The organism is Variovorax sp. YR266, assembly GCF_900107295.1.
Lineage (GTDB): Bacteria > Pseudomonadota > Gammaproteobacteria > Burkholderiales > Burkholderiaceae_C > Variovorax.
In genome coordinates this window covers 409,378-429,664 of record NZ_FNPM01000006.1, presented here as the reverse complement: position 1 = coordinate 429,664, position 20,287 = coordinate 409,378, and the positions used below count along the sequence as shown (strand labels likewise).

The following is a 20,287-nucleotide window of genomic DNA, read 5'->3' as shown; positions in this document are numbered from 1 at the left end:
CCGTAGAGCGCGAAGGCGCGTTGCCAGTCGGCTTCGCTGTAGCCGAGCTCCACGTTCGGCTCCTGCCGCCAGAACAGGTCGGGCACGAGCACCACATAGCCCTCTTCGGCGTAGTAGTCGGCCACCTCGCGCATCGTGTGGTTGATGCCAAAGATTTCCTGCGCGATCACCAGACCGGGGCCGCTGCCCGAGCGCGGCACGGCCAGATAGCCATTGAAACTGCCGCTGCCGTCGGTGGCCTGGATGCGGATGTGGTGCGTGGCGTCGGGCGCTTTTTCCTGCATGTGAACTGCTCCGTTCAAGGGTTGGATGATGGTGTGGGCCATGCGCTCATTGCACGCATTCCGGGTGTCGCGTCGTCACCTGGTAGTAGCCCGAATGAAAGACCAGCGGCTCGCCGTCGAAGCGGTCGTAGCGCTCGACTTCGCCGATGAAGATCAGGTGGTCGCCGCCGTCGTACTGCTTCACGTTGCGGCAGATGAACCGGGCGATGACGCCACTCAGCAACGGCACGCCGGCCGTGCCCTCGCAGCAGTCCACCCCGCCGAACTTGTCCGCCTGCGGTGTGGAGAACTGGCGCGACAGGTGGTGTTGATGTGCCGCCAGCACATTGATCGCGAAGTGGCTGGCGCCGGTGAAGTCAGCCACGCTCGGCGCCTGCCGGGCCAGGCTCCACAGCACCAGCGGCGGGTCCAGCGAGACCGAAGAGAACGAATTGGCGGTCATGCCCACGCGACGGCCGTCGAGGGCCCGGGTCGTGATGACGGTCACGCCGGTGGTGAACTGTCCGAGGGCCTTGCGGAAGTCGCGTCGGTCGAAGCGGTCGACAACCGCCTCGCGCGCCCGGGTTTCCAGAAAACGGTCTGCCTCGACGGCATCGAACCACCAGGGCGTGAAGATGCGCGGATCATCGAAGCCGTTGACGATGGTGCTCGCAACCGCGGGCATATGGGTGGCGCTCTGCAGCAGCTTCAGCAGGTGCGGCTTCGGCGGCGCGAGCAGGCTGTTCGTCCAGTCGGTGGCCCAGCGGGCATAGCCTTCCCAGTAACGGTCGAAAGTCTCCTGCATCCACGCGGCGTCGAACGGTGCGTCGCCGTGCTCGAGGATCCGCTTCAAGTAAATGTCGGCGCACTTGGCTGCGTTGTTGGCGCCCTGGCCGGTGATCGGATCGTTGAGCACCACGGCGTCGGCCAGGCCCAGCACCTTGCGCCCCGAAGGCAGCCTCGCCACTGGCTTGCGCACCGTCGGCGCGAAGCGGCCCGCGAGGATGCCGTTGTCGTCGCTCAACTCGATGTTCGTGCAGCGTTCCGCTTCCCACGGCAGGAAGGTGTCGAGAATCCATTTGCTGCGCGCGAGGTGTTCCTGCGGCGTCTTCACATCGGTCCAGCAGTCCATCGGGCCACCGGGCACGCCTTCGAACACCATGATCTCGCAGGGCCCCGTCGTGGTCAGCGCCGGGAACACGAAGTACTCGCCCACGCCGGGAATGAGGTTGAAGCACACGGCCGAGTACGGCTCGCGCGGCTTCATCCCCTTCACGTAGGTCAGGGCCAATGCACGCTGAGGTCGATCGAATGGCGAGCGCTCCGTGTCGCGCTCGAACAATTGCGAGATCTCGCCCTTGCCGCTTGCAACGACCACAAGATCGTGCGTTGCGGCGCAAGCCTCCAACGCATCGAGCCCCACGTCCTGCAGCACGAGCCGGCCGCCGCGCTTCTCGAACTCCGCCATCCAGGCGGGTATCTTGAGCCGCTGGTCGATCGACTGCGCAGGCCCGTCGAGCCTCGCGCTCCATTCGAGGGCCTTGCCGCCTTCCGGGTTGCGCACCGTCATGCCGATGCCCTCCACCGGTGGGCACTCACCCGCCCACCAGTCCAGCGCCAGTTCGCGCTCGGTCTGCAGCGCGGTCTCGAACATGCACTGGCTGGACATCACCGGCCCTTCGAAAATCTCCCGCGCCGTGCGGTTCGTAAAAACCGTCACCTCGTGCCCCGCGCGCTGCAGGCCGAGCGCGAGCTGCAGGCCGGACTGTCCGGCGCCGACGATGGCCACGCGTCGCTTCATGCGTTCACTCCAGGCTATGCGACGGACGCACAGGTTTCGATGTAGCGATCCGCTTCCGCGGGATCCGCGAACCACGGGAAGAATGTGCGCGGATCGTCGAACCCGTTGGCGAAGGCACTGGCCAGTGGCGGCATCGCGCCGGCGGTGCCGAGCAGCTTGAGCACATGGGGCGGCGGCGGTGCGAGCAGCATATTCGTCCACTGCGTGACCCATTGCGCGTAGCCGAACCAGTAGCGGTCGAAGGTCTGCTGCATCCACGCGGCATCGGCCGCGCCATCTCCGCGCGCGAGGATGCTCTTGAGGTACGTGTCGGCGCACTTGGCCGCGTTGTTGGAACCTTGCCCCGTGATCGGGTCGTTGAGCACCACCACGTCGGCCAGACCCAGCACCTTGCGCCCCGAGGGCAATGTCGCGATCGGCTTACGGACCGTCGGCGCGAAGCGGCCCGCGAGAATGCCGTTGCCGTCGGTCAACTCGATGTTCGTGCAGCGTTCCGCTTCCCACGGCAGGAAGGTGTCGAGAATCCATTTGCTGCGCGCGAGGTGTTCCTGCGGCGTCTTCACATCGGTCCAGCAATCCATCGGGCCGCCGGGCACGCCTTCGAACACCATGATCTCGCAGGGCCCCGTCGTGGTCAGCGCCGGAAACACGAAGTACTCGCCCACGCCGGGAATCAGGTTGAAGCACACGGCCGAGTGCGGCTCGCGCGGCTTCATCCCTTTCACGTAGGTCAGCGCCAGTGCACGCTGCGGCTTGTCGAAGCTCGACTTGTGCGCGTCGCGCTCGAAGAGCTTCGAGATCTCACCCTTGCCGCTGGCCACCAGCGTGAGGTCGTGGCTTTGCGTACAAGCCTCGAGCTCGTCGATGCCCGCGTCCTTGAAGACGAGTTCGCCGCCCTTCTTCTGGAACGCGTCCATCCAGGCCGGGATCTTGACGCGCTGGTCGACCGACTGGGCGCTCGAATTCAGCCGTGCGACCCAGTCGATGGCCTTGGCCCCCTTCTGCTCGGGATGCGGCACGGCCAGCCCGATGCCGTCCACTGTGGGACAGTCGTGCGCCCAGTGGTCCAGGCCCAGGTCGCGCTCGATCTGCAGCGAGGTGTGGAACATGCACTGGCTCGACATGACCTTGCCACGGCGGATGTCTTCGCCCGTGCGGTTGCTGAACATCGTGACCTCGTAGCCTGCCGCGAGCAGTCCGAGACCCAGTTGCAGGCCCGACTGGCCCGCGCCGACGATGGCGATTCGCTTCATTGCTTGCTCCTTGATGCTCCGTTCGGAGCTAGTCCATCAACTTGGGAATGGCGGGCACGGCCTGCTCGGGGCCCATGGCGGCATAGCCGCCGTCCACCGCGTAGTCGGCGCCGGTCACGAAGCTCGCGTGGTCCGAGCAGAGGAACAGCACCACCTGCGCCACCTCGTCCGGATCGCCGACACGCCCGAGCAGATGGAAAGGCGCGGCCACGCGGTCGGTCTTGGCGCGGTCACCGCCGCTCAGGCGCTCCATCACGGCCGACCATGTCCAGCCCGGCGACACGCTGTTCACGCGGATGCCATCCGGCGCCAGGTCCATCGCCATGTTGCGGGTGAGCTGCGCCATGGCGGCCTTGCTCACCGGATAGAGCCAGCGCCCCGTCTGCGCCACGCGCGACGAGATGCTCGTGAAATTGACCACCGCCCCGCCGCCGGCCGCCACCATGTGCGGGTGCACGGCCTGCAGCATCGCCACCGCGCTCGCAACATTCACGTTGAACGACGTGAGCCAGTCGGCGCGCGGCGACTTGAAGCCGTCGTCCACATACGAGCACGCGAGGTTCACGAGAAAGTGCACGCCGCCGTGCTGTGCGGCCGCCTGTGCCACGCAGGCCTGCACTTGCGCGTCGTCGGTAATGTCGGTGCGCACGAAGCGCGCGCCGGAGCCGAGTGAATCGGCCAGTGCCTGGCCATTGGCGGCATCGATGTCGGCAACAACGACCTTCACGCCGGCCGCGTGCAGCGCGCGCACCACGCCGGCGCCTATCAGTGTGGAGCCACCGGTGACGATGGCGCTCCTGCCTTCGAGTCCCTTGAACATGACGCTTGCTCTCCTCGGTTGATCGGGGCAGGCCGGTTGGCCTGTGGAGCGAACGTTATGAGCAAGCAGGCGTTCGGCGAATCCCGCAAACGCAGGCCCTGTCCCTGGCGCGCAGGTTTTTGTCGAGGGGTGATCCGAATTGTGGGTGGGGATGGTTTTTGCTAGGGTGACTGCGCCCCATGGAAACCGTCACGACCCCACCGCTGCCGCTGCAGCGCTACCGGCTTTTCGAGAGCCACGACATGGACGAGGCCCGTGAAAGCGTGGCCCGCGTGTTCTGTCCGCACGGCCTGGTCATGCTGCGACCCCGCACCGAACTCGACGCCTGCCACCACAGCGCGCGGCTGCATCGGGACGTGAGCCTCAATTACGTGCAGTACGGCCCCGGCGTGCAGATCGACCCCGGCTACCTGCAGGATTTCTTCCTGTTGCAGATCCCGTTGCGCGGCGGCGCCGAGATTCACTGCGGCGCGCAGCACGTGGAAGCGACGCCCCGTCTCGCATCGCTGCCCTCGCCCACCGAACCGCTGTCGATGCGCTGGGCCGACGACAGCCCGCACCTGATCGTCCGGCTGGCGCGCTCGGCGCTGCTCTCGCGGCTCGAGTCGCTGCTGCAGGCCCCCGTCAGGCAGGCCCTGGTGTTCGATCTGGGCGTGCCGCTGGACAACCCCGCGCTGGCGCCGGTGGTGCATTTCATCGACTATCTGCGGCTCACGCTCGACGCCGGCAACACGCTGCAGGCCGGCGGCCCTTTGGCCGAGCATGCCGAGGCGTACCTGATGGCGAGCCTGCTGATGTCGGCGGGGCACAACCATTCGCGCGCCCTGGCCGGCGAAGCACAGCGCAGCCTGCTGCCTCGCGTGGTCCGCAGGGCGCAGGAATACATGGCAGCCCATGCCGATGAGCCGCTGTCGTTGGCCGACGTCTGCCGCGAAGTCGGCTGCAGTGCGCGCGCGCTGCAGCTGGCGTTTCGCCAGCACGCGGGCCAGGGGCCGATGGAGTTTCTGCGCGAGATCAGGCTCGACCGGGTGCGGGCCGAGTTGCTGGCATCGGCCGGCGTCGCCGCAGTGGGCGTGCGAGAGGTGGCGCAGAAGTACGGCTTTCTTCATTTGGGCCACTTCGCGGCGCAATACCGCGCCCGCTTCGGCGAGCGGCCGTCCGAGACTCGGGCATCGCGCGCCTTCTGATACGGGCGGGGGGCCGACGCTTGCCCGGTGCCTGCCTCCCCCACCCTGTTCGATGCCCCCCGCTTCGTCGAGGGTCTGAAACGCCGCATCGACGGTGCGCGATTCCACCAGTCTGGCCCGAGACCCATCTCGATCTCAAATGTCCCATTGACAGAACATTGAAACTGCAAAAACATCAAAGGCATGTCGCAAATGCCTTTGCCCAAATATCACCAGATCTACTTGGTCCTGCGTGAACAGTTGCACGAAGGGCGTTTCGCGGAGGGCCTGCCCGGCGAGCTCGCGCTCATGGCGCAATTCGGTGTGGCGCGCGTCACGGTGCGCCGCGCACTCGAACAGCTGTCTTCCGAAGGCCTGATCGCGCGCAACCCCGGCCGCCGCACGCGTGCCCTGCCACCGCCGGTCAGCGGTGAGAGCCCCGGCACCAAAGGCATGGAACGCGCCAATCTGCGCGGCCTGCTCGAGAACCTGGTCACCATGGGCCTGCACACCTCGGTCAAGGTCATCGAGGTCGCGACCATCACCGCCTCCACCCAGGTGGCCGAGGCGCTGCAGCTGCAGCTCGGCGACCCGGTGCAGAAAGCCGTGCGCGTGCGTTCCACCAAGGAGGGCCCGCTCTCCCACATCACCACCTACGTGCCCGACACGATCGCGCGCCGCTTCGGCCGCCGCGAGCTGTCGAAGAAGCCCATCCTCGTGCTGCTCGAGGAGTCGGGCGTCAAGGTGGGCCGCGCGCACCAGACCATCTCCGCGCGCCTGGCCGACAACGTTCTCGCACAGCACCTCGATGTCTCGGTCGGCTCGGCCCTGCTCGCGGTGCGCCGCCTGATCTACGACGAAGACGAGCGGCCCGTGCAATGGCTGCACGGCCTCTACCGCCCCGATCGCTACACCTACGAGATGCAGCTCTCCCGCGTGGGCAGCATCGACGCGAAGGTGTGGGTCAGCAAAGACGTGTCAGCCCAGTTCAACTGAAGAGAAAAGGAAAGCCCCACCATGCAGAACCGCCGCCGTTTCGTGTCGCAGTCCGCCGCCCTGGCGACTGCCGTTGCCTTCCCGCTCGTGGCAGGGGCGCAGCCCAGGACCGTCAAGGTCGGCGTGCTGCATCCGGTCACCGGGGCACTGGCCTATTCGGGCCAGCAATGCCGCCTCGGCGCGCTGATGGCCATCGAGGACATCAACGCCGCGGGCGGCATCAAGTCGCTCGGCGGCGCGAAGCTGGAGGCCCTGCTGGGCGATGCGCAATCGCAGCCGCAGGCCGGCTCGGCCGAGGTCGAGAAGATGAACGAGGCCGGCGTCTCGGCCATCGTCGGCGCCTATGCCTCGGCCATCTGCCTCGCAACCACGCAGGCCGCGGCCAAGTACAACCTGCCGCACGTGGTGGACGTGGGCGTGGCCGACCAGATCGTGGAGCGCGGCCTGAAGAACACCTTCCGCTTCGGCCCGGGCTACAAGAAGTCGACCGAGGTGGCCATGGCCAACCTGCTGGTGCTCAACAAGGCCGCAGGCAACCCGGCCAGGACCGTGATGATCATCCACGAAGAGTCGCTGTTCGGCGCCGGCACCGCACAGCTGCTCTCGCGCGAGCTGCCGGGCTACGGCTTCGAGGTGAAGGAGGTGGTGAAGCACGCCAACCCCACGCGCGACTTCAACAACATCGTGCTGCGCATGAAGTCGATCAACCCCGACATCGTGATCCCGGCCAACTACTACAACGAATACGCGCTGCTGGTGCGTACCATGCAGCAGCAGAAGGTGGTGCCCAAGGCGATCTTCTCGGTGCTGGGCGGCGCGGCATCGAGCTACAAGTTCGTGAAGGAATTTCCGGACGCGGCCAACGGCATCATCGACTGCAACCACTGGTTCAACCCGAAGGACAAGCGCGCGCAGGACCTGCGCAAGCGCGTCGAGGCCAAGGGCCAGTTCTTCAGCTACGAGGTCTTCATGACCTACACCGCGATGTGGCTGCTGGCCGATGCGCTGGAGCGCGCCAAGTCGACGGAGCGTGCCGCAATCGTCGACGCGCTCGAGAAGAGCACCTTCGGCAACCACTTCATGCCCTATGGCCCCACGAAGTTCGTCAACGGCCAGAACGAAGGCGCGCAGCCGCTCATGACGCAGGTGGTGAAGAACGACATCAAGGTCATCATTCCGCGCGACTATCGCGAGGTCGAGCCGGTGTTCCCGCTGCGCGCTGTCTGATCGGAAGGCGGGATGTTCGATTTCGGCATTCTTTTCCCGTCGGTCCTGAACGGGCTGACGACGGGCGCGGTGTACGCACTGATCGCGCTGGGGCTTACGCTGATCTACGGCGTCCTGCACATCATCAACTTCGCGCACGGCGCCAGCCTGATGCTGGCGCTGTACGCGGTGTACTTCCTCAAGGAGCGCCTGGGCGTCGACCCCTACCTTGCGTTGCCCATCGTGGTGCTCGGCATGTTCGCGCTCGGCTACGCGCTGCAGCGCGTGGTCATCAACCGCGCGGGTCACGGCAAGGACGAGAACATCCTGCTCGCCACGCTCGGCATCGCCATCGTCATGGAGAACCTCGCGCTGCTGTTCTTCAAGTCCGACACGCGCAACATCGACACCGCCTACTCGCTGAGCACCGTCGCCATCGGCCCCGCGATGATCGCCGTGCCCAAGCTCGTCGCCTTCGCGGGTGCGCTGGTCGTCTCGGGCATCCTGTTCTGGATCATGGGCCGCACCGACCTCGGCCGCGCGATCCGCGCCGTCGCCAAGGAGAAAGAGGGCGCCAAGCTCATGGGCATCGACGTCGACCATGTCTACGCGATGAGCTTCGGAATCGGCCTCGCTTGCCTCGGCGCGGCCGCGTGCTTCCTGCTGCCGGCCTACTACGTCAACCCACAGGTCGGCGGCGGCTTCGTGCTCGTGGCCTTCACCATCGTCGTGCTCGGCGGCATGGGCAGTTTCGTCGGGGCGCTGATCGGTGGCTTCCTCGTCGGCGTGGTCGAGTCGCTCGGCGGGCTGTACCTCGGCGAGTCGCTCGGTCAGATCGGCATCTTCGCGATCTTCATCGGCGTGGTGCTCTTCAGGCCACAGGGCATGTTCGGAGCCAAGGCATGAACGCGGGCCTGAAGCAGCTCGCGGGCATTGCGCTCTTTGCCGTGCTGGTCGGCTGCGTGCCGTTCGTCACCACCTCGGGCGTCACGCTCAACTTCGTGATGATGGCGCTCTACGCCACGCTCATCGCACAGGCCTGGAACATCCTCGGCGGCTTCGGCGGGCAGTTCTCGTTCGGGCATGCGCTGTTCTTCGGCACCGGTGCGTACATCCAGGCGATCGCGCAGCTGCAGGGCGGCATCAACGCCTGGGTCGCGCTGCCGCTCGCGGTGATCGGTGCCGCACTCGTCGGCCTCTTCATGGGCGCCCTCACCTTCCGCTACGGCCTCAAGGGCTCGTATTTCGCGCTCGTCACGCTGGCCTTTGCCGAGGTGTTTCGCATCCTTGCACTGTCGGTCGACTTCACCGGTGGCGGCGTCGGGCTCATGGTGCCGCTGCGCGAGTCGGTGGCCAACCTGCAGTTCTCGACGCGCGCTGGCTACCTCTGGGTGGTGCTCGCGATGGTCGTCGCCGCGCTGCTCGTGACCTGGTGGCTGCGCAACGGCCGCTTCGGCGCCTACCTGCAGGCGGTGCGCGACAACGAGGATGCGGCGCGCGCCGTCGGCGTCAATCCGTTCCGCGTCAAGCTGGCGGCCATCGGTCTGTCGGCAGCCTTCATGGGCGCGGCCGGTGCGTTCTACGTGCAGGTGTTCCAGTACATCGATGCCGGGATCGCCTACGGCCCGGCCGTGTCGATCGAGGCGCTGGTCGCGGCCATCGTGGGCGGCATGGGCACGATGTGGGGGCCGGTGCTCGGCGCCGTCGTACTGCACCTGCTGTCGGACTTCACGCGCAACCTCTTCGGCGAACTGCCCGGCATCAACATGGTGATCTACGGCACGGTGCTGGTGCTCATCGTCATCTTCGTGCCACGCGGCATCGCGGGCATCGGGCTGTCGGTGCGGCAGCTGTGGAAGGCGAAGGGAGACCGCAATGACTGAAGCCCTGCTGGCCATCGATGGCCTCTCGCGCTCCTTCGGCGGCCTGAAGGCCGTGCAGAACGTGAGCCTCTCGGTGCGCGAGGGCAGCCTGAGCGCGCTGATCGGCCCGAACGGCGCGGGCAAGACCACGCTGTTCGCGCTGATGTCCGGTTTCCTCAAGCCCGACACCGGCACCGTGCGCTTCGCGGGGCAGGACATCACCGGCCGCGAGCCGCACCGCAACGCCGCGCTCGGCATGACCCGCACCTTCCAGATCGTGAAGCCGTTCGCCGCGCAGACCGTGCGCGAGAACATCGCCGTCGGCGCGCACCTGCATGTGCGCGGCCGCGCCGAGGCGCTGCAGAACGCCGAAGCTGTTGCGCTGCGCGTGGGCCTCGCGCCGCAGCTCGACAAGCCCGCCTCCGACCTCACCGTGGCCGGCCGCAAGCGCCTCGAACTGGCCCGCGCGCTCGCGACACGGCCGCGCCTGCTGCTGCTCGACGAAGTGCTCGCCGGTCTCAACCCGCAGGAGATCGCCGAGATGATGCCGGTGGTGCGCGGCATCGCCGACAGCGGCGTCACCGTGCTGATGATCGAGCACGTCATGCAGGCCGTGATGCACCTGGCCGAGCATGTGTGGGTGCTGGCGCAGGGCCGGCTGATCGCAGAGGGCACCCCGGCGCAGGTGACTTCCGACGACAAGGTCGTCGAAGCCTATCTGGGCCACGGCACCGCGGCGCGGCTGCGCAAGGCCGCATCGGGAGTTGCAGCATGAGCGCACTGCTCGATATTCAGGGCCTGCGCGGCGGCTACGGTCGCGTCGAGGTGCTGCGCGGCGTCGACCTGCACGTGAACGCGGGCGAGATGGTTGCGCTGCTCGGCAGCAACGGCGCGGGCAAGTCCACGCTCAACAAGATGGTCTGCGGCCTCTGCCCGGCCTGGGGCGGCACGGTGCGTTTCGACGGCAAGGACCTGAGCGGCGCGCACTACCGCGACGTCGTCAAGGCCGGCCTGATCCAGGTGCCCGAAGGCCGCAAGGTGTTCCCCAACCTCAGCGTGCGCGAGAACCTGGAGCTCGGCTCTTTCACGCGGGCACGCGAGCGCCGTGCGACGAACCTGGAGAAGTCGTTCCACATCTTCCCGCGGCTGCGCGAGCGCATGGACCAGCACGCCGGCACCATGAGCGGCGGCGAGCAGCAGATGCTGGCCATCGCGCGCGGCCTCATGGCCGAGCCGGTGCTGTTGATCCTCGACGAGCCCTCGCTCGGCCTTTCGCCGCTGCTGGTCGAAGAGATGTTCTCGCTGATCCGCGAACTGCGCGACGGCGGCCTCGCGGTGATGCTGGTCGAGCAGAACGTCGGCCAGTCGCTCGAAATTGCCGACCGCGCCTACGTGCTGGAAAACGGCAGCGTGCGCTTCTCGGGCCTGCCCGGCGAGTTGCTCGGCAGCGACGAACTGCGGCGCGTGTACCTGGGGCTCTGAGCCCTCAAAAAAAGTACCCCATCTCCCTGGAGACACAACACATGAAAAGACGCGACATCCTCCTCTCGTCGCTGGCCGCGGCATGGGCCGGCAATGCCTTTGCACAGATCGGCAATGCGCCGGTGCGCATCCTCGTCGGCGCGCCCGCGGGCGGCTCGACCGACACGCTGGCACGCTCGCTCGCCGTCAGCATGGGCCTGGCACTCGGCCGCACGGTCATCGTCGAGAACCGGCCGGGCGCGGGCGGCAACATCGCCGCCGATGCGGTGGCCAAGGCTGCGCCCGACGGCAACACACTGCTGATGAGCTTCACCAGCCACGCGATCAACGCCACGCTCTACCCGACGCTGCCCTTCGACCCGGTGAAGGACTTCACCGCGCTCACCTGCGTGGCGACCTCGCCCTCGATCCTCGTCGCGCACCCGTCGGTGCCTGCGAAGGACGTGCGTGAACTCATCGCGCTCGCCAAGGCAAAGCCGGGCCAGCTCAACTTCGCGATCGGCGCGGTGGGCTCGTCGCTGCACATGGCGGGCGAGGCTTTCAAGATGCAATCGGGCGTGAACATCGTGAACATCCCCTACAAGGGCACCGCGCCCGCCGTGCAGGACGTGCTCGCCGGCCAGGTGCAGCTGATGTTCGCGGCCGTGGGCAACGTCAAGGCGCACATCCAGGCCGGCAAGCTCAAGGCGCTGGGCGTGACCACGGCGAAACGGCTGCCGGCCTTTCCGAATGTGCCGGCGATTGCCGAGGCGCTGCCCGGCTACGAATCGAGCGCATGGTTCGGCCTCTTCGGCCCGGCCCGCATGCCTGCCGACCGCGTCAGGCAGATCGGCGACGCGGCGCGCCATGCACTGCAGCAGGCCGACATGCGCCAGCGCCTCGATACCGAGGGCGCGATTCCGGTCGGCAACTCGTCCGAACAGTTCTCGGCCTTCGTGCAGAGCGAGATCGTGCGCTGGGCCGAGGTCGTCAAGTTCTCGGGAGCCAAGCCGGAATGACATCGATGGCTCCAACCCGCGCGCCAGCCCTGACCCTGGCGCAGAAGCTCATCGCACGCGCGAGCGGACGCGAGCGGGTGTCCGTGGGCGAGATCGTGACCTGCGGCGTCGAGATGGCGATGTTCCACGACTCCTCAGGCCCGCGCCGGCTGCAGCCGATGCTGGAAGAGCTCGGCGCGCAGATCTGGGACCGCTCGCGCGTGGTGCTCGTCATGGACCATTACGTGCCCGAGCGCGACGACGATTCGCGCCGCATCGTGCGCATCGCACGCGACTGGGCGCGCGACCAGAAGCTGCCGCACGTGTACGACAGCCAGGGCATCTGCCACGTGGTGGTGCCGCAGCACGGCCACATCCGACCCGGCATGCTGTGCGTGGGGGGCGACTCGCACTCGCCCACGGGCGGCGCTTTCGGCGCCTACATGTTCGGCATCGGCAGCACCGAGATGCTGGGCGTGATGGTCACCGGCGAGATCTGGCTGCGCGTGCCCGAGACCATCCGCATGTGGTGGGACGGCGCGCTGCCCGCGGGCGTGACCGCCAAGGACATGATGCTGCACATGATCGGCCGCTTCGGCATGAACGGCGGGCGCTACCAGGCGGTCGAGTTCGCCGGGCCGGCGGTCGCTGCGCTGTCGATGCAGGAGCGCATGACGCTCTCCAACATGAGCGCCGAACTCGGCGCGCAGGCCGGATTGATCGCGCCCGATGCGACCACGGCGCAATTCCTGGCCGATGCCGGCGCACCGCCAGTGGACATGGCGCCCTGGTTCACCGACGACGATGCCGCGCTCACGGACCACCGCTTCGATGCATCCACGCTCGAACCGTACATCGCCGCACCGCACAGCCCGGCCAACGCCCACGGCGTGAGCCGGTACGTGGGCACGCGCGTCGACGTGGCCTACATCGGCGCCTGCACCGGCGCCAAGCTGGACGACCTTCGCGCCGCCGCGCAGGTGCTGCGCGGCCACAAGGTGGCGAGCGGTATCCGTCTCATCGTGGCGCCCGCCAGCCTGCGCGACCAGGAGCAGGCGCGCGAGGAAGGCGTGCTGCAGGTGCTGATGGATGCCGGCGGCGAACTTTTCCCGACGGCCTGCGGCGCTTGCTCGGGCTACGGCGACCCGATGGGCGACGACATCACCGTCATCTCGACCACGGCGCGCAACTTCAAGGGCCGCATGGGCTCGCCGACTGCACAGGTCTACCTGGGCTCGCCCTACACGGTGGCGGCGGCCGCATTACGCGGCTGCGTGACCGATCCGCGCGAGGTGCTTGCATGAGCGCAACCAAAGCGACGCACCGCGTCTGGCGCCTGGGCGCCGACATCGACACCGACCTGCTCGCGCCGGGCCATGCCATGAAGCACGGCATCGACATCATCGCGAAGCACTGCCTCGAAGCCATCCGCCCCGACTTCGCCGCCGGCGTGCAGCGCGGCGACGTGCTGGTGGCCGGGCCCAACTTCGGCATCGGCTCCTCGCGCGAGCAGGCCGCCGCCGTGCTGGTGCACCTGGGCGTGACGGCGGTCATCGCGCCCTCGTACAGCGGCCTGTATTTCCGCAATGCCTTCAACGTGGGCCTGCTGCTGCTGACCTGCGCCGAGGCCGAGACCTTGAGCGAAGGCGAGCAGATCGCCTTCGACACCACGGTTCCCGAGATCGTCGCACCCGGCCGCAAGCGCCTGGCCTGCGAGCCGGTGCCCGGATTCCTCATGGACATGGTCCGCGCCGGCGGATTGATGAACCAGTTGCGCCAGCGCTCTGGCCCCTCCGCCTTCAAGAAAGCCCCCGATGCATGATCCTTTTTCCGCCGCAACCCTCGACCCCGTCACGCTCGCCGTCCTGCGCGGCCGTCTCGAGCAGGTGGCCGACGAGATGGACGCCACGCTCTATCGCAGCGCCTTCAATCCCATCATTGCCGAGGCGCACGACGCCTGCCACGGCCTCTACGACGCAGCGAGCGGCGACACGCTGGTGCAGGGCAAGTCGGGCCTGCCGGTGTTCGTCGGCGCCATGGCCTTCGCGGTGCGCGCCACCGCCAAGGCAGCCGAGCCGCGCGGCGGCATGAAGGACGGCGACATCTGGATCAGCAACGACGCCTACGACGGCGGCACGCACGCCAACGACTTCAAGCTGGTGAAGCCGTTCTTTCGCAACGGCAAGCTCTACTGCTACATGGCCTCGGCTGCGCACTGGCACGACGTGGGCGGCGCGGTGCCCGGCAACTACAACCCGGCCGCCACCGAGTGCTGGCAGGAGGCCGTGCAGATTCCGCCAGTGCGCATCGTGCGGGGCGGCGTGCTCGATGCGGACGTACTCGCGATCCTGCAGGCCAACACGCGGCTGCCCGACAGCCTCTGGGGCGACCTGAACGGACAGCTCGCCGCGCTGGAGCTCGGCGGGAAGCGGCTGAACGGTTTGCTCGACGAGTATGGCGACGACCTGGTGCTCAACGCCCTCGGCGAGCTGCGTAGCCGCGCGTTGCGCCTGATGCGCTCGCACATCGCCTCGCTGCCCGATGGCCGCTACAGCTTCGAGGACGTGCTCGACAACGACGGCATCGTGAACGAGCCGCTGACCATCGCGCTCGACATGACGGTGGCCGGCGACCGGCTGCTGCTCGACTTCTCGCGCACCTCGCCGCAATGCGCGGGGCCTGTGAACATCTCGCGCGCCACGGCGGTGGCCGCCTGCTACGTCGCGCTCAAGCACCTGTTCCCCGATGTACCCGCCAATGCCGGCGTGCTCGATGCGGTGGACTTCAACATTCCCGACAAGCTCGTGATCAGCTGCGAGCGCCCGCGTCCGGTCGGCGGCTACACCGAAACCATCTTGCGCATGATCGACGTGATCTTCAGCGCGGCGGCGCAGGCCGACCCGACGCGCGCGGTGGCGCAGGCCTACGGCACGATCAATGCGCTGTCGATCGCGGGCCACCGCAGCGACAAGGGTCGCGAAGGCCAGCGCTGGGTGATGTTCAGCTTCTTCGGCGGCGGCCATGGCGGCCACTCGGGCGGCGATGGGCTCTCGCACGGCAATGCGCCGATCTCGACCGCGACGATTCCGCCGCTCGAAATTCTCGAAGCCGCCTACCCGGTGCGCTTCACCGAATGGTCGCTGCGCGCCGATTCGGGCGGCGACGGCCGGCATCGCGGCGGCCTCGGCGCCGTCTACGAAATCGAGCTGCTGGAAAAAGACGCCGAAGTGTTCGTCTTCGGCGAGCGCGGCACCTCGCCGCCCAAGGGCATCGCGGGCGGCGGCGAAGGCGCGGTCAACAAGTTCAGCTACGAGAACGCGGGCGAGTGGCACACGCCGCCGATGGTGTCGAAGATGCGCGGCATCCAGCTCACGCGCGGCGAGCGCGTGCGGCTCGAAACGCCCGGCGGCGGCGGCTGGGGCAGCGCCGCCGAGCGGCCTGCGCAGCAGCGCGAGGCCGACAGCGCGATGGGCTATGTGACAACCGGCAGCCCCACCGGCGGCAGCAAGAAGAAGGCGTCCGAATGACTTCCACTGGTAAATCCCTTGTCGTCGGCGTCGATGTCGGCGGCACCTTCACCGACCTCTTCGTGCTCGACGAAGCGAACGGCACGGCGCGCATCGTCAAGGTGCCCTCCACGCGCGGCGAAGAAGCGCGCGGCTTCATGAACGGCGTGGCGCGCGTGGCCGACTCGGCCGCGGCCATCGCCACCATCGTGCACGGCACCACGGTGGGCACCAACGCGCTGCTCGAACGCAAGGTGGCGCGCACCGGCATCATCACCACGCGCGGTTTTCGCGACGTGCTGGAGATGCGCCGCCGCGACCGGCCCGAGACCTGGGGCCTGCGTGGCAGCTTCACACCGGTGGTGCCGCGCGACCTGCGCCGCGAAGTCGACGAGCGCGTGCTCGCCGACGGCACGCTGCACACCGCAGTCGATCTGGACCAGGTGCGCGCCGAAGCCCGCTCGCTGCTCGAAGCCGGCTGCGAGGCCGTGTGCGTGTTCTTCATCAACACCTATGCGAACCCCGAGAACGAGCGCCTGGCCGTCGAGGCGGTGCGCGCGCTCTGGCCCAACCCGCACGTCACCTCGGCCAGCGAAGTGCTGCCCGAGATCCGCGAGTTCGAGCGCTGCTCGACCGCCACGCTCAACGCCGCACTGCAGCCCGTGGTGGGCGGCTACCTCGAGCGGCTCGAATCCGACCTGCGCGGCCAGGGCTTTGCCGGCGAGCTGCTGGTGGTGCAGAGCAACGGCGGCGTGATGTCGCGGCAGACCGCGAGCGACCTGCCGGTGCGCACGGCGCTGTCAGGCCCGGCGGCCGGCGTGATCGCCTGCGCGGCCATTGCGCGCGCGGCGGGCTTTCCGAACGCGATCACCGGCGACATGGGCGGCACCTCGTTCGACGTGTCGCTGGTGGCGAACGGCGAAGCCGCATTGGCCGCGCAGACCGCGATCGAGTTTGGCATGGTGATCCGCTCGCCGATGATCCAGATCGAGACCATCGGCGCCGGCGGCGGTTCCATCGCCTCGGTGGATGCGAGCGGCATGCTGCAGGTCGGCCCCGAGTCGGCCGGCAGCGTGCCGGGGCCGGCCTGCTACGGGCGAGGCAACATGCGCCCGACGGTGACCGATGCGAACGTGCTGCTGGGCCGCATCGCCGCCGATCGCCCGCTGGGTGGAGGACTGCTCGCGGCGCTGGATGCGCAGAAGTCGCGCCAGGCGATCGAGGAGCACGTCGCCCGGCCACTCGGCCTGGACGTGCATGCGGCCGCGGAAGCCATCCTCACCGTGGCCAATGCGCGCATGGCGGGCGCGATCCGCCTCGTGTCCATCGAACGCGGCCACGACCCGCGTCGCTTTGCCTACATGCCTTTCGGCGGTGGCGGTGCGCTGCATGTGTGCGCGATGATGCGCGAGGTGGGCGTCGCGACCGGCATCGTGCCGCGCTATCCCGGCGTGACCTCGGCCCTCGGCTGCGTGATCGCCGACATGCGCCACGACGCGGTGCAGACCCTCAACAAGCCTTTGACCGAGCTCGATGTGGGTGACCTGCAGCGCCGCATCGACGAACTGGCCGCGAGCTGCCAGCAGCGCCTGGATTCATCGGGCGTGCGCTTCGACGAGGTGCGCGAGGTCATCGCACTCGACATGCTCTACGCGGGCCAGACGCACACGCTGCCTGTGGTGCTCGCCGACGCGGGCAAGGCGCCGATCACGGCCGCATCGATCCGCGCCGCATTCGAGGCCAGCTACACCGCCGCATTCGGCCGGGTGCTCGAAGGCATCCCGATCCGCGTGATGAACCTGCGCTATGCACGCATCGGCGTGCGACCGAAGTTCGACCTGAAGGTGCTGGCACCCGAAGGGCGAGGCAGCATCGTGCCGCTGGGCACGCAGCGCGTGTTCCACCACGGCCAGTGGCATGCGGCCGTGCGCTACGCGCGGCTCGAACTGCCAGTGGCTGCGCGCATCGAAGGCCCTGCAATCCTCGAACAGGCCGACACCACCGTGTGGCTCGAGCCCGGATTCCACGCCGAGGTCGACGCGCACGGCAACCTTCTGGTGAGGCTGTCATGAGCACAGGCAAGACATCCGTTGCAGCGAAGACCGCGCTGGTCGTCATCGACCTGCAGAACGACTTTCTCGATGCCAACGGTGCCTATGCGCGCGGCGGCGACACCAATCCGCCGGCGCTGCTGCTGCCGGCGCGCGTGGCCGAGGTGGCGCGCGCGCTCAAGGCGGCGGGTGGCCTCGTGGCCGCAAGCCAGTTCACGCTGTGGCCAGATGCGGCCGGCGAGCCGATGGTGTCGCCGCACCTCAAGGCGCTGCGCCCCTATCTGAAAAAGGGCGACTTCGCGCCCGGCAGCTGGGGCCAGGCGAACGTCGACGCGTTGACCGGGCTGGTCGACGTGACGGTGAGCAAGGTCGCGTACTCGGCCTTCTTCAACACACAGCTCGACTGGGTGCTGCGCCACGCCGGTATCGACACGGTGGCGGTCTGCGGCATCGTCACCAATGGCGGCGTCGCGAGCACCGTGCGCGATGCGCACATGCGCGACTACCGCACGCTGGTGCTGTCCGATGGGTGCGCGGCCTTCGGCGAAGAACGCCACCAGACCTCGTTGGCCGACATGCGCAACGTGGCCGAGGTGACGGACTGCGCGGCCTTCATCGCATCGCTCGCATGACGACAAAGCCTTCACGCCACATCCGTCGCGCCGCGCAGGTCGAGGCCGAAGTGCACGTGCCGGTGGCCATCGTCGGCGGCGGTGCCTGCGGGCTCACGACCGCACTGATGCTGAGCGATGCGGGTGTGGCCTCTGTGGTGCTGGAGCGCGACGCGCTGCCGAGCGGATCGACCGCGCTGTCCTCCGGCTTCATCCCCGCGCCCGGCACTCGCGCGCAGCGAGCGCATGGCGTGCATGACGACAGCGCCGGGCGCTTCGCTGCCGACATCCAGGCCAAGGCCCATGGCCACGCCGCGCCTGCGCTGGTCGAGGCCTATGCGGCGTCCATCGGTCCGGCACTCGATGCGCTGCAGGAACGGCACGGCCTGCAGTGGATACTGCTCGACGGCTTTCTCTATCCGGGTCACAGCGTACATCGCATGCATTCGCTGCCGCAGAAAACCGGTGCGTCGCTGATGGCGGCCTTGCAAGCGGCCGTCGAGGCGGCGGGCATTCCCGTGCTGACGCAAGCGTTGGTCGACACGCTGGTGCTCGATGCCGAAGACCGCGTGATCGGCGTCGACTGCTTGCGCCCCGATGGCAGCCGCGAAACACTGGCCTGCGATGCGCTGCTGCTCGCGTGCAATGGCTTCGGCGGCAATGCGAACATGGTCCGCACGCTGCTGCCCGAGATGGCCGAAGCCACCTTCGGCGGTCACGCCGGCAACGACGGCAGCGCGATCCTGTGGGGCCAATCGCTGGGTGCACGTCTGCGCGACCTCGGCGGCTACCAGGGCCATGGCTCGTGGGTCACGCCGCAAGGGGCCCTGATGTCGTGGGCCATGATGATGGAAGGCGGCGTACAGCTCAACTGCGAAGGCCGGCGCTTTCACGACGAGACGCTGGGCTACTCGGAGGCCGCGGTACAGGTGCTCGCACAACCGGGCGGCATTGCCTGGAACGTGTTCGACACGCCGCTGCTCGCACTGGCGCGGGGCTTCCCCGACTTCTGCGAGGCTGAAGCGGCGGGCGCGTTGCGCCGCTGCGAATCGGTGGCTGCGCTGGCGGATTGCATCGGCTGCGAGTCTTCCGTGCTGCAAGGCACGTTCGACTCCATGCGCGCCAGGACGCCACCGCCCGATGGCCGCGTGTTCGCACGCGCGCTCGAAGCGCCGTACTTCGCTGTGAAGGTCACGGGCGCGCTGTTCCACACCCAGGGCGGCCTCGACACCGCGCCCGACATGCGCGTGCTGCGGCACGACGGCACGCCCTTCGCCAACCTGTTCGCCGCCGGTGGCGCGGCGGGCGGTGTTTCTGGCGATGAGGTGTGGGGTTATCTCTCCGGCAACGGCCTGCTGAGCGCGGTGGCCGGAGGCTACATCGCGGCGCGCACCGCCGCTGCATTGATCCATTCGACGAAAGCGTCTCCATGACGAACCCTTCCTTCAAGACCCGGCTCGCACGCCACGACATCGTGCTTGCGCCCGGCGTGTACGACGCGCTCAGCGCCCTCGTGGCCGAGCGGGCCGGTTTCGAGGCGCTCTACCTCTCGGGCGCCTCCATCGCCTACACGCGCCTGGGCCGCTCCGACGTCGGCCTCACTACCTACACCGAGGTGGCCGACACCCTGGCCCGCATCACCGAGCGCGTGAGCCTGCCGGTGATCGTCGATGCCGACACCGGCTTCGGCAACGCACTCAACACCCAGCGCACCGTGCGCGGCTTCGAGCGCGCGGGCGCGGCGATGGTGCAGATCGAAGACCAGACCTTTCCCAAGCGCTGCGGCCACCTCGACGGCAAGGCCGTGGTGCCCGAGCGCGAGATGGTCGGCAAGCTCAAGGCCGCGCTGGACGCGCGCACCTCGAGCGACACGCTGATCCTCGCGCGCACCGATGCGGTGGCGGTCGAAGGCCTGGAGGCCGCGCTCGACCGCGCCGAGGCCTACCTCGCCTGCGGCGTGGACGCGCTCTTCATCGAGGCGCTGCGCTCGCCCGAGCAAATGGACGCGGCCTGCCGGCGCTTCGGCGACCGCGTGCCGCTCCTGGCCAACATGGTCGAAGGCGGCAAGACGCCGATCCAGGACGCGGACGCGCTGCAGAAGCACGGCTTTCGCATCGCGATCTTTCCGGGCGGCACGGCGCGCGCGGTGGTGCACACGCTGCAGGGCTACTACGCGAGCCTGCACCAGCACCGCACCACGCAGCCGTGGCGCTCGCAGATGCTGGACTTCGATGAACTCAACGAAGTGGTCGGTACACCAGATTTGATACGCAACGGGCAGAAGTACGAATGA

The 20,287-nt window shown here is 68.2% G+C and carries 19 protein-coding genes and 1 pseudogene; 15 read left to right on the top strand and 5 right to left on the bottom strand.

Annotation, left to right across the window (positions count from 1 at the left end):
• The 5 genes and pseudogenes from BLW48_RS18605 to BLW48_RS18590 all read right to left on the bottom strand — a co-directional run.
• The coding region (locus tag BLW48_RS18605) for a dienelactone hydrolase family protein (protein WP_177142357.1) at positions 1 to 284 on the bottom strand (284 nt) is incomplete at its 3' end.
• 46 nt (positions 285 to 330) lie between these two features.
• Entirely contained in the window at positions 331 to 855 is a 525-nt protein-coding gene (locus BLW48_RS35830) for a flavin reductase family protein (protein WP_256330825.1), read from the bottom strand.
• Positions 829 to 2,064: pseudogene (locus BLW48_RS36070) on the bottom strand (styrene monooxygenase/indole monooxygenase family protein); the annotation flags it as partial. The gene BLW48_RS35830 and the pseudogene BLW48_RS36070, both read right to left, overlap by 27 nt.
• Positions 2,065 to 2,078: 14 nt before the next feature.
• Positions 2,079 to 3,317, bottom strand: a complete 1,239-nt coding sequence (locus BLW48_RS18595; RefSeq protein WP_093176809.1) for a styrene monooxygenase/indole monooxygenase family protein — start codon at positions 3,315 to 3,317, stop codon at positions 2,079 to 2,081.
• A 28-nt stretch (positions 3,318 to 3,345) separates the two neighbouring features.
• A complete protein-coding gene (locus BLW48_RS18590) occupies positions 3,346 to 4,137 on the bottom strand; it encodes an SDR family oxidoreductase (RefSeq protein ID WP_093176808.1) in 792 nt (263 codons plus the stop codon).
• A gap of 179 nt (positions 4,138 to 4,316) precedes the next feature.
• Between BLW48_RS18590 and BLW48_RS18585 the strand changes: the two genes are divergently transcribed.
• From BLW48_RS18585 to BLW48_RS18515, 15 genes are all read left to right on the top strand, one after another.
• Complete coding sequence (locus BLW48_RS18585; protein WP_093176806.1) at positions 4,317 to 5,324, top strand: AraC family transcriptional regulator; 1,008 nt, start codon at positions 4,317 to 4,319, stop codon at positions 5,322 to 5,324.
• A 192-nt stretch (positions 5,325 to 5,516) separates the two neighbouring features.
• The gene (locus BLW48_RS18580; RefSeq protein WP_093176804.1) at positions 5,517 to 6,299 is read left to right on the top strand and encodes a GntR family transcriptional regulator; all 783 of its coding nucleotides are present in this window, start codon (positions 5,517 to 5,519) and stop codon (positions 6,297 to 6,299) included.
• Between the two features lie 21 nt (positions 6,300 to 6,320).
• Positions 6,321 to 7,526 (top strand): ABC transporter substrate-binding protein, encoded by a 1,206-nt coding sequence (locus tag BLW48_RS18575; RefSeq protein WP_093176802.1) that lies wholly within the window; start codon positions 6,321 to 6,323, stop codon positions 7,524 to 7,526.
• A gap of 12 nt (positions 7,527 to 7,538) precedes the next feature.
• Positions 7,539 to 8,411, top strand: a complete 873-nt coding sequence (locus BLW48_RS18570) for a branched-chain amino acid ABC transporter permease (protein WP_093058989.1) — start codon at positions 7,539 to 7,541, stop codon at positions 8,409 to 8,411.
• The gene (locus BLW48_RS18565; RefSeq protein WP_093176801.1) at positions 8,408 to 9,388 is read left to right on the top strand and encodes a branched-chain amino acid ABC transporter permease; all 981 of its coding nucleotides are present in this window, start codon (positions 8,408 to 8,410) and stop codon (positions 9,386 to 9,388) included. The genes BLW48_RS18570 and BLW48_RS18565 overlap by 4 nt, the downstream gene beginning before the upstream one ends.
• On the top strand, positions 9,381 to 10,142 hold the full coding sequence (locus tag BLW48_RS18560; RefSeq protein WP_093176799.1) for an ABC transporter ATP-binding protein: 762 nt from the start codon (positions 9,381 to 9,383) through the stop codon (positions 10,140 to 10,142). Before BLW48_RS18565 ends, BLW48_RS18560 begins: the two co-directional genes overlap by 8 nt.
• Entirely contained in the window at positions 10,139 to 10,849 is a 711-nt protein-coding gene (locus BLW48_RS18555; RefSeq protein WP_093176798.1) for an ABC transporter ATP-binding protein, read from the top strand. The genes BLW48_RS18560 and BLW48_RS18555 overlap by 4 nt, the downstream gene beginning before the upstream one ends.
• 41 nt (positions 10,850 to 10,890) lie before the next feature.
• The gene (locus tag BLW48_RS18550) at positions 10,891 to 11,847 is read left to right on the top strand and encodes a tripartite tricarboxylate transporter substrate binding protein (RefSeq protein WP_093176796.1); all 957 of its coding nucleotides are present in this window, start codon (positions 10,891 to 10,893) and stop codon (positions 11,845 to 11,847) included.
• Complete coding sequence (locus tag BLW48_RS18545) at positions 11,844 to 13,130, top strand: 3-isopropylmalate dehydratase large subunit (protein WP_093176794.1); 1,287 nt, start codon at positions 11,844 to 11,846, stop codon at positions 13,128 to 13,130. Before BLW48_RS18550 ends, BLW48_RS18545 begins: the two co-directional genes overlap by 4 nt.
• Entirely contained in the window at positions 13,127 to 13,648 is a 522-nt protein-coding gene (locus BLW48_RS18540) for a LeuD/DmdB family oxidoreductase small subunit (RefSeq protein ID WP_093176793.1), read from the top strand. The genes BLW48_RS18545 and BLW48_RS18540 overlap by 4 nt, the downstream gene beginning before the upstream one ends.
• Entirely contained in the window at positions 13,641 to 15,353 is a 1,713-nt protein-coding gene (locus BLW48_RS18535) for a hydantoinase B/oxoprolinase family protein (protein ID WP_093176791.1), read from the top strand. Before BLW48_RS18540 ends, BLW48_RS18535 begins: the two co-directional genes overlap by 8 nt.
• The gene (locus BLW48_RS18530) at positions 15,350 to 17,404 is read left to right on the top strand and encodes a hydantoinase/oxoprolinase family protein (protein WP_093176790.1); all 2,055 of its coding nucleotides are present in this window, start codon (positions 15,350 to 15,352) and stop codon (positions 17,402 to 17,404) included. The genes BLW48_RS18535 and BLW48_RS18530 overlap by 4 nt, the downstream gene beginning before the upstream one ends.
• Entirely contained in the window at positions 17,401 to 18,015 is a 615-nt protein-coding gene (locus BLW48_RS18525) for a cysteine hydrolase family protein (protein WP_093176788.1), read from the top strand. Before BLW48_RS18530 ends, BLW48_RS18525 begins: the two co-directional genes overlap by 4 nt.
• Entirely contained in the window at positions 18,012 to 19,427 is a 1,416-nt protein-coding gene (locus tag BLW48_RS18520) for an FAD-dependent oxidoreductase (protein WP_093176786.1), read from the top strand. Before BLW48_RS18525 ends, BLW48_RS18520 begins: the two co-directional genes overlap by 4 nt.
• Positions 19,424 to 20,287, top strand: a complete 864-nt coding sequence (locus tag BLW48_RS18515; RefSeq protein WP_093176785.1) for an isocitrate lyase/PEP mutase family protein — start codon at positions 19,424 to 19,426, stop codon at positions 20,285 to 20,287. Before BLW48_RS18520 ends, BLW48_RS18515 begins: the two co-directional genes overlap by 4 nt.

Bases quoted from the DNA above. Each gene is read 5' to 3' on its own strand.
- BLW48_RS18595 (WP_093176809.1), bottom strand. From the start codon at position 3,317: ATGAAGCGAATCGCCATCGTCGGCGCGGGCCAGTCGGGCCTGCAACTG.
- BLW48_RS18590 (WP_093176808.1), bottom strand. From the start codon at position 4,137: ATGTTCAAGGGACTCGAAGGCAGGAGCGCCATCGTCACCGGTGGCTCC.
- BLW48_RS18585 (WP_093176806.1), top strand. From the start codon at position 4,317: ATGGAAACCGTCACGACCCCACCGCTGCCGCTGCAGCGCTACCGGCTT.
- BLW48_RS18580 (WP_093176804.1), top strand. From the start codon at position 5,517: ATGCCTTTGCCCAAATATCACCAGATCTACTTGGTCCTGCGTGAACAG.
- BLW48_RS18575 (WP_093176802.1), top strand. From the start codon at position 6,321: ATGCAGAACCGCCGCCGTTTCGTGTCGCAGTCCGCCGCCCTGGCGACT.
- BLW48_RS18570 (WP_093058989.1), top strand. From the start codon at position 7,539: ATGTTCGATTTCGGCATTCTTTTCCCGTCGGTCCTGAACGGGCTGACG.
- BLW48_RS18565 (WP_093176801.1), top strand. From the start codon at position 8,408: ATGAACGCGGGCCTGAAGCAGCTCGCGGGCATTGCGCTCTTTGCCGTG.
- BLW48_RS18560 (WP_093176799.1), top strand. From the start codon at position 9,381: ATGACTGAAGCCCTGCTGGCCATCGATGGCCTCTCGCGCTCCTTCGGC.
- BLW48_RS18555 (WP_093176798.1), top strand. From the start codon at position 10,139: ATGAGCGCACTGCTCGATATTCAGGGCCTGCGCGGCGGCTACGGTCGC.
- BLW48_RS18550 (WP_093176796.1), top strand. From the start codon at position 10,891: ATGAAAAGACGCGACATCCTCCTCTCGTCGCTGGCCGCGGCATGGGCC.
- BLW48_RS18545 (WP_093176794.1), top strand. From the start codon at position 11,844: ATGACATCGATGGCTCCAACCCGCGCGCCAGCCCTGACCCTGGCGCAG.
- BLW48_RS18540 (WP_093176793.1), top strand. From the start codon at position 13,127: ATGAGCGCAACCAAAGCGACGCACCGCGTCTGGCGCCTGGGCGCCGAC.
- BLW48_RS18535 (WP_093176791.1), top strand. From the start codon at position 13,641: ATGCATGATCCTTTTTCCGCCGCAACCCTCGACCCCGTCACGCTCGCC.
- BLW48_RS18530 (WP_093176790.1), top strand. From the start codon at position 15,350: ATGACTTCCACTGGTAAATCCCTTGTCGTCGGCGTCGATGTCGGCGGC.
- BLW48_RS18525 (WP_093176788.1), top strand. From the start codon at position 17,401: ATGAGCACAGGCAAGACATCCGTTGCAGCGAAGACCGCGCTGGTCGTC.
- BLW48_RS18520 (WP_093176786.1), top strand. From the start codon at position 18,012: ATGACGACAAAGCCTTCACGCCACATCCGTCGCGCCGCGCAGGTCGAG.
- BLW48_RS18515 (WP_093176785.1), top strand. From the start codon at position 19,424: ATGACGAACCCTTCCTTCAAGACCCGGCTCGCACGCCACGACATCGTG.